Source organism: Aromatoleum diolicum, assembly GCF_012910955.1.
In the GTDB taxonomy this organism is placed as follows: Bacteria; Pseudomonadota; Gammaproteobacteria; order Burkholderiales; family Rhodocyclaceae; genus Aromatoleum; species Aromatoleum diolicum.
The window spans coordinates 1-7,340 of record NZ_WTVQ01000079.1; the positions used below are offsets into that span (position 1 = coordinate 1).

At 68.2% G+C, this 7,340-nt stretch carries 8 protein-coding genes; 3 read left to right on the forward strand and 5 right to left on the reverse strand.

What is annotated here, in order from left to right:
- On the forward strand, positions 1–859 hold an 859-nt coding region (locus GPA25_RS23165), incomplete at its 5' end, for an NAD-binding protein (RefSeq protein WP_211163326.1).
- Positions 860–922: 63 nt separating this feature from the next.
- Here GPA25_RS23165 and GPA25_RS23170 read toward each other — a convergent pair.
- From GPA25_RS23170 to GPA25_RS23190, 5 genes are all read right to left on the reverse strand, one after another.
- Entirely contained in the window at positions 923–1,852 is a 930-nt protein-coding gene (locus GPA25_RS23170; protein ID WP_169262763.1) for a PA2778 family cysteine peptidase, read from the reverse strand.
- Position 1,853: 1 nt separating this feature from the next.
- Complete coding sequence (locus tag GPA25_RS23175; protein ID WP_169262764.1) at positions 1,854–2,210, reverse strand: PA2779 family protein; 357 nt, start codon at positions 2,208–2,210, stop codon at positions 1,854–1,856.
- Positions 2,211–2,446: 236 nt separating this feature from the next.
- Positions 2,447–2,842 (reverse strand): TssQ family T6SS-associated lipoprotein, encoded by a 396-nt coding sequence (locus GPA25_RS23180; protein ID WP_211163327.1) that lies wholly within the window; start codon positions 2,840–2,842, stop codon positions 2,447–2,449.
- A gap of 50 nt (positions 2,843–2,892) precedes the next feature.
- Positions 2,893–4,392 (reverse strand): serine/threonine-protein kinase, encoded by a 1,500-nt coding sequence (locus tag GPA25_RS23185; RefSeq protein WP_169262765.1) that lies wholly within the window; start codon positions 4,390–4,392, stop codon positions 2,893–2,895.
- 307 nt (positions 4,393–4,699) lie between these two features.
- Entirely contained in the window at positions 4,700–6,112 is a 1,413-nt protein-coding gene (locus GPA25_RS23190; RefSeq protein ID WP_169262766.1) for an MFS transporter, read from the reverse strand.
- Between the two features lie 346 nt (positions 6,113–6,458).
- Here GPA25_RS23190 and GPA25_RS23195 point away from each other — a divergent pair, with 346 nt between their 5' ends.
- Positions 6,459–6,854: a hypothetical protein gene (locus GPA25_RS23195; RefSeq protein ID WP_169262767.1), complete on the forward strand. Its 396-nt coding sequence runs from the start codon at positions 6,459–6,461 to the stop codon at positions 6,852–6,854.
- A gap of 15 nt (positions 6,855–6,869) precedes the next feature.
- The coding region (locus GPA25_RS23200; protein ID WP_169262768.1) for a YMGG-like glycine zipper-containing protein at positions 6,870–7,340 on the forward strand (471 nt) is incomplete at its 3' end.

Consider the following 7,340-nt stretch of genomic DNA (forward strand, 5'->3'; position numbering starts at 1 on the left):
GGGGCGGGCCGCGGGCAGCGCGCGCAAGCTCGCGATCGCGCTGGCCCAGGGCGGGGAGTTCGCCTTCGTGATCTTCCAGCTCGCGCGCCAGCACGGACTGCTCGACGCAGCCGTCATCGACACCGCGACCGTGGCGGTGACAATCTCGATGCTGCTGTGGCCCCTGCTCTTCCTGATCGAGGAGCGGGTGCTGGCGCGCATCTTCCGTGCCGCCCAGCCGCGCCCCTTCGATCGCATCGCGGACCACGGCAATCCGGTGATCATTGCGGGCTTCGGCCGCGTCGGGCAGATCGTGGCCCGCGTCCTCGCGCTGAAGCGCATCGCCTTCACCGTGCTGGAAGCTGACCCCCAGCAGGTGGATTACGTGCGCCGCTTCGGCAACCAGGTTTACTTCGGCGACGCCTCGCGTCTGGACCTGCTGCGCGCGGCAGGCACGGCGCAAGCGCGGCTGTTCGTGCTGGCGATCGACGACGTCGACGCGTCGCTCCGCACGGCCGCGCTGGTGCGTCGGCACTTCCCCGACGTTGCCGTCATCGCGCGTGCGCGCAACCGCTTCCACGCCTACAAGCTCCTGGATCTCGGCGTGGAGGCCCCGATCCGCGAGACCTGGCACGGCAGCCTGGCGCTCGCCGAAGACCTGCTCGGCCGCCTGGGCGTGCCGCAAACGGAAGCCCGCCGCGCGGTCGAGCGCTTCGCGGCCCACGACGAGGCCAGCCTTAAACGCCAGCACGCCATCTATCAGGACGAAGCCAAGCTCGTCGCGAGCGTCCAGCAGGCGCGGGAGGAACTGCGCAGCCTGTTCGAGCGCGACGAAGCCGAACTCGAAACCCGCGAGACGCCCGCCGGCTCGGTCGGGTGAGCGCCGCAGGGGGGCGCGCCGGTCAGGTGGCGGCGGTGCAGCGATCGATCATGCGGAGGGGTGCTATCCACCCGGGATGCCCTCAAGGGTCCGTCGGTAGGCGGGCAAGCGCGGCCCGCCGATGGCTACCGCCCGTTTGGCGGCTTCCCGGGCGGCCGTCCGCTGCCCCCGCTCGTGGAGGACCTGGGCGAGGTTGTTCCAGGCATCCCCGGATTCGGGGTGGTCGGCCGCCGCCTGGCGGAAGGCCGCTTCGGCAGCATCGAGCTCGCCCCGCCGGTACGCGGTGTTGCCGAAGCCGATGCGGGCGACGAGATTGTTCGGCCAGGTTCCCAGGGCGCTGCGGTAGGCACGCTCGGCAGCGGCCGGGGCCACCCGCTCCAGGGCCACCGCCGCCGCGACATAGTCCGCTTCGACGGCAGTGGCGGGCAGCCGCTCGGGCGGCAAGGCGACGAACGCCCAGCGGCCGGATTTCGCCCAGCTGCGGTCGAAGTCGTCGAGGTCCATGACGAGGCGCTTCTCCCGCCCGGAGCGCAGCACCACCTGCCGGGCCGGCAGGTCGTAGCCGACCGCCACGGCGTAGTGCCATTGGGGCGCCCAGTCGAAGCGCAGGTTCTGCAACACCACCACCGGATGGCCGGCAGCCAGTTCCTTCAGCAGCGCCCGGGGCTGCGCGGCGAGACGGTAGGCCACGGCACCGGAGCGGCGGACGGCGGCCAGCATTTCCGGCTGCAGGCTCCCCTGGCGCGCGGGGATATAGACCTCATTCGTGAGTTCCTCGGGGCTGCGCCGGATGCCGGCGCTTCCCAGGGCGGTGGCCAGGGCAGCCGGGCCGCACTGGTACACCTCCTGGGGATGGAACGGCGCATCCGTTCTCTCCGCCCGCTGCGGGAGCGGGTCGGTGGACGGATACCCCCATTCTCCCGGGGGCAGGCCGGCGCAGGCCGCCAGGGCCAGCGTTGCGGCGGCGCTCAGCCAGCGTGCGAGGCGCCTCACCTCAGAGGGCGATCACCACCAGGATGGCGACAAGGATGATGAGGATCCACTCCATAGTGGTGATGTTGCCCCCCGCCGGCATGGAATCGATGCGCTGGGCGAGGGCGTGGATTTCCTGCTGATCCAGGGCCGCAACCCGGTCAGTGGCGGCAATGCCGTCCACTCCCATGGCCTGGAGCCGTTCCTTGACGTTGGCCTGCTCGAGGAACTGCTGCACCTTGGCACGCTCGGCATCGGCCGATGCCTGGGTGGCGACGTCCGGGGTAGCGACCAACTCGGCGTGCAGGGCAGGCGTCTGGAAACCGAGAGCAAGGGAGAACAACGCTACCGGGACGATGCGGGCGGAAGTCTTCTTCATGGTTTTCTCCTTCTCCTTGGGGGACAAGCCCTATTTCGACACCCCTCCGCCACAAAGAATTCATGGGCATATCGTGTCAAGATGCAACCGTCCGCGCCGGCACAGGGGCGCCAGGCCACGGCGCGCTCCGCAATCAGCCGCAAGAATTTCCGGGGGGCATAAGGCGTCCCGGCTTGTCGGCGCGCGGCGATGAGCGTGGCAAGTGAAAATGAGTGTTGCAGGCGGTACGGGCCGGATCAGCGCTTGCGGGCCGCGAATGCCTTGCGCACCTCGATGAACACCGGCCCCCACATCGGGTGCCCGCCTTCGGCCTTGTCGAGCTCGAAGTTCGGGTCGATCCGGAGCGCCTCGCGGAATTCGCTCCGGCATTTGGTGGGGTTGCCGGTCGAGCAGAGGATGAAGGCGAGATATTTGCGGGCTCGCACGATCTCGGCCGACGTTCGCAGACCGAGATCGAGCGCGCGGTTCAGTTCGACCGCCGAGGTGTCGTAGCGGCCGCTCTCATACAGAACCACGCCGGTGTTGAGCGCTGCCGCAGCGTCGAGGAAGTGCGTTGGTGCCCGTGTGCCAAAAGGTACGGGCTCATAGGGCAGACTGCCGACGCAGCCGGACACGAGCAGGCTCGACAGCAATATGACGCGGCGGGTGACGCCACCAAGCACGGACAGAATCGAACCGGGTTTCACTGGAAACGGTAACTGATGCTGACGGATCTGCCGGATTCTATCTTCACCCTCTGGATACTGGGCGGGAAACCGGCGTTACGGATTTCGATGCGGTACGTTCCCGGTGGCAGCTCCAGCACCCGCAGCGGAGGCGTGACTCCCCGTCTGCGGCCGTTCACGTAAACCTCGCCCCACGGCAACACCGCGAGTCGTAGCTGGCCCCGCGCCGGGGCCGCCGGGTCTCGCCGTGCCGGCGCTGGCACCGTGGCCGCGGCGACCGCAGGCTCGGTCGGCGTTGGCGGCGGCGCCGCCTCGGGTTCGGACGGGGTTGGAGCGGGCACCACGGTGGGGGCTGCTGTGACGGGAGCGGCTGCACTTAGCTCGGCCGCGGCCGGCGCAGCGGCAAGCGGCGGCGGCGGGACGGGGGCGGGCGCTGTATCGTCGCCCCTGCCCATGAATCGGCCCAGCATCGCGACCAGCACGATCAGGGCACCGCCTAACAGCGCCAGTTCGTGCCAACGGGACGGTTTCGCGCGCTTCGCTTCGCCGGTCGAGGGCAAGCGTTCCGCGAGTGGCTCCGCGGAGGGGGTGGCGAGGGTCGCGCCGTCGAGCACGCTTGGCGGCGCGCTGCGCGCCCGAGCTTCCCCCCGGCTGTCATCGAGCATGCTGCAGAGCGGCGCGAGCACACGACTCATCTCGCGAGCACTTGCGAAGCGTGCGGCGGGCTCCTTGGCGAGCGCCTGCATGACCAGCCGGTCGAGCTCGGGGGGAACCTCGGGGTTCAGCGTCGCGGGCGAGGGCGGGTCGAGATGCACGATGTTGTGCAGCGCCATCTCCATGCTGTCGCCGGTGAACGGATGCTTGCCGGTCAACAGCTCATACAGGGTGACGCCGAGTGCAAAGAGGTCGGTGCGCGCATCGACCCGACCGCCGGTCAGCTGTTCCGGTGCCAGGTAGGTGGGCGATCCGTGCATCCTGTCGTCGAGTATTTCGCCGGTATCGACCGCCAGGGCGATGCCGAAGTCCCTGATCTTCACCATGCCGTGATGGGCAAGCATGATCTTCGCGGGCGTGATGTCGCCGTGAACCTCGCCTTGCTGGTGAGCGTAGTCGAGGCCGCAAAGGACCAGCAGGGCGACGTCGATGACCTTGTGCAAGGGGAAAACGATGCCACTGTCGAGACTATCGCGCAGGGTCAGCCCGGTCAGGACTTCCATCGCGATGTAGGGGGCACCGTCGCTGCTCTCGCCGACATCGTAGATGGTGACGATATTGGGGTGATCGAGGCGCCCGGCCGCCTTTGCCGCGCGAACGACGCGCTCGCGGACGTCCGCCTGGTCTGCCGGCAGCAGGTCGAGGGCGAACACCTTGAGCGCGACCTTGCGTTCGGTCAGCGGGTCCTCGGCCCGATACACAGTACCCATCGCACCGCGACCCAGTTCGGCGGAAATGACATAGCGGCCCATCGTGCGCTGATCGACGGCTGGCGCTACAGGTACGGAGGTGGGCGAAACCATCGTTGCGATCGGCGACCGAAAAGGAGGTTCAGCGGAAAAAGGTACCACAAGCGCGGCCAAGCGGCCCAGAACCGGGCAGCGGGCAAGGACACATGTGCGGATCCTTGCCCGCGACGAAGATTTGGCTTCAAGGCGGGTTCCCCGGACGCATCCCGTGAATCGGGTTCCACAGCCTCCGCTTCTTGCGCGTCCGTTACATGCAAGAGAGGGCACCCGATCCAGGTGCCCTCTCTTGTTTTCGGCGTGTCCGTCGCCAGGCTGCGGAAGCAGCCCCCGACGGGGCGCTCAGGTCACGACATCCGGATCCTCACGCGTAGCCTTTGGCGGTGGCGTCCGGGGGCGCATCCGGCGCGGCTTCGGACGGCGCGGCGCGCGGCGCTCTCAGGCCCGGGATATGGCGTTTCACGATCACCAGGGCGAGCAGCGTGAACACCATCGCGAAGCCGAGCAGCGACAGGTAGCTCGACGCGCCGCCCGAGGTGATGACTGCGGCGCCCGCGAACGAGCTCAGGATCGCGCCGAGGCGGCCGAAGGAGAGCGCCGAGGCGGTGCCGGTGGCGCGCACCAGGGTCGGATAGACATAGGCGCACAGCGCATACATCGTCGCCTGCACGGCGATCACGAACATGCCGTGGATGCCGAGGCCGATCATCAGCCAGGTGGTGTTGTCCGCGAAATTGATGCCCTTCAGCAGGAAGGCGCTGGCGGCTGCGCCGATGCTGCACAGGATCAGCGGCCAGCGTGAGCCGAAGCGCGTGATTGCGAGCGCGCAACCCAGCGAGCCGACCACGCCGCCGAGGTTGTAGGCGGTCAGGCCCGAACCGGCCAGGGTTGCGGGCAGCCCTTCGGCAGCGAGCATCGTCGGCAGCCAGCTGAAGGCGCTGTAGGTGGCGAGCATGACCATGAAGAACCCGGCCCAGATCGCGAGCGTGTCGCGCGCCCGTCCCGCCACGAACAGCGACGCGAAGCCGGCGCGTTGCTCGGCCGCGTGCTCGACGGCATCGATGAAGACGGTATCGGGGGTGGTCGGACGGGCCATGCGTGCGAGCAGCTTGCGCAGTTCGGCCCAGCGCGCGGTCTTGCGTGCGAGGTAACGGGGCGATTCCGGCAGCGTCGCGAGCAGCACCAGGCTGTAGGCGACGGGCAGGGCGCCGCCGATCCAGAACAGGCCGCGCCAGCCGAGCACCGGCAGGACCGCGCTCGCGAAAAGCCCGGCGAGCATGCCGCCGAGCGGATAGCAGACGATGGTCGCGGTGACCGCCAGGGTGCGACGGCGGGCCGGGGTGAACTCCGCCGTCATCGTCGACGCGCTCGGCAGGGCACCGCCGATGCCCAGGCCGGCGAGGAAGCGCAGCACCGCGATCGCGGTCACGTCGGGCGCGAAGCCGATCGCGATGGTCGCGGCGCCGAACAGGAACACGCTGGCGGCGAGGACCAGCCGCCGTCCGATGCGGTCCGCGACGATGCCCGCGCAAGCGCTGCCGACCGCCATGCCGACGAGCCCCGCGGCTACCGCCGGCGCGAACGCCGCATTGGTAATGCCCCACTCCTTGATCAGCATCGGGATGGCGAAGCCGATCAGCTGGCCGTCGAATCCGTCCATCACGATCGCGAACGCGGCGAGCATGACGACGAGCTTCTGCATCGAAGTGAAGGGGCCGTAATCCAGTACGCCGCCGATGTCGACGGACGCTGCGGTGGGCGAAGTCTTTTGCGTCATGAACCTGTCTCCGGTGAATTTCTGGCCGCGCACGGTTTCCCGGCATGTGTTCCGGTCAGTCGCCAAAACGATACCATTTCATTGGATGGACAACAATCAGTTTGTATCACATCGATTTGGCGGACGGTCATCAAGACCGCGGCGCAGCCAACGAGGGTTACGCCAAGCGCGCCACGGACGCGTCGCATTACCGCTCTGGGCCTGCGTGTGCGGCGATTTGTCACGCTGTCGTGGACACACAGTGGTAAAACTTCCCACCCGGAGGGAATTCCTCGATGCCGTTGTGGTCTTCTGATTGTCTGAATGCATCGCCCGGCTGCGGCCGGCTTGCAACGAGGAGAGCATCATGAAATGGTTCAAGTGCGTTCTCGCCCTGATCGTGGTTCTGGGATCGGTGACGCCGGACGTGGCGTCGGCCGATCGTGGACGCAGAAGCAGGCATCACAGCCATTCGAGCATTGGGCTGCACTTCGGCGTGCCGTTGTTCTGGAACTGGCCATCGCCGTACTACGGATATCCGTCGCCGTACTATGCCTATCCACCCGGCTACGCGTATCCGCCCTCCTACGCCTATCCGGCCCCTTCATCACCGCCGGTGTACATCGAGCGTGGTGACGACGAGGCCGCGCCGTCGCGGGATCAGGGCTACTGGTATTACTGCGACCGCCCCGAAGGCTACTACCCGTACGTCAAGGAATGTCCCGGCGGCTGGGAGCGGGTCTCGCCGACGCCATCGCGTTAAGGGAGCATCATAATCATGATCGCCATTTTGAAGATTGCCCCCTCGGCCGGCGTGCTTGCCGCCTTGCTCGTCGCGGGCGGCTGCGTGTCCATGCCCGTCGGACCGAGCATGCTGGTGCTGCCGGGCACCGGCAGCAGTTTCAGCGAATTCCGCGCCGACGACCTCGCATGCCGGCAGTATGCGTATGACTACATCGGCGGGCGTTCCGCCGAGCAACGCGCAAGCGAAAGCGGGGTGGCCAGCGCGGTGGTCGGTACCGCGATCGGTGCCGCAGTCGGGGCCGCGGTCGATGGCGGCCGCGGCGCAGGGGTGGGTGCCGGCGCGGGGCTCCTGATCGGCAGCGCTGCCGGGACGGAAGCCGCGCAGACCTCGGCCTACGGCGCGCAGCGGCGCTACGATTACGCCTACATCCAGTGCATGTATGCGAGCGGGCACCGCGTGCCGGTGTCGGGTCGCTATTCGACCGGCCGCGCGGAACGCTACCGC

What these genes read in the sequence shown, in the direction of transcription:
- GPA25_RS23185 (WP_169262765.1), bottom strand. Translation starts at nt 4,392, where the DNA reads ATGGTTTCGCCCACCTCCGTACCTGTAGCGCCAGCCGTCGATCAGCGC.
- GPA25_RS23195 (WP_169262767.1), top strand. Translation starts at nt 6,459, where the DNA reads ATGAAATGGTTCAAGTGCGTTCTCGCCCTGATCGTGGTTCTGGGATCG.
- GPA25_RS23175 (WP_169262764.1), bottom strand. Translation starts at nt 2,210, where the DNA reads ATGAAGAAGACTTCCGCCCGCATCGTCCCGGTAGCGTTGTTCTCCCTT.
- GPA25_RS23190 (WP_169262766.1), bottom strand. Translation starts at nt 6,112, where the DNA reads ATGACGCAAAAGACTTCGCCCACCGCAGCGTCCGTCGACATCGGCGGC.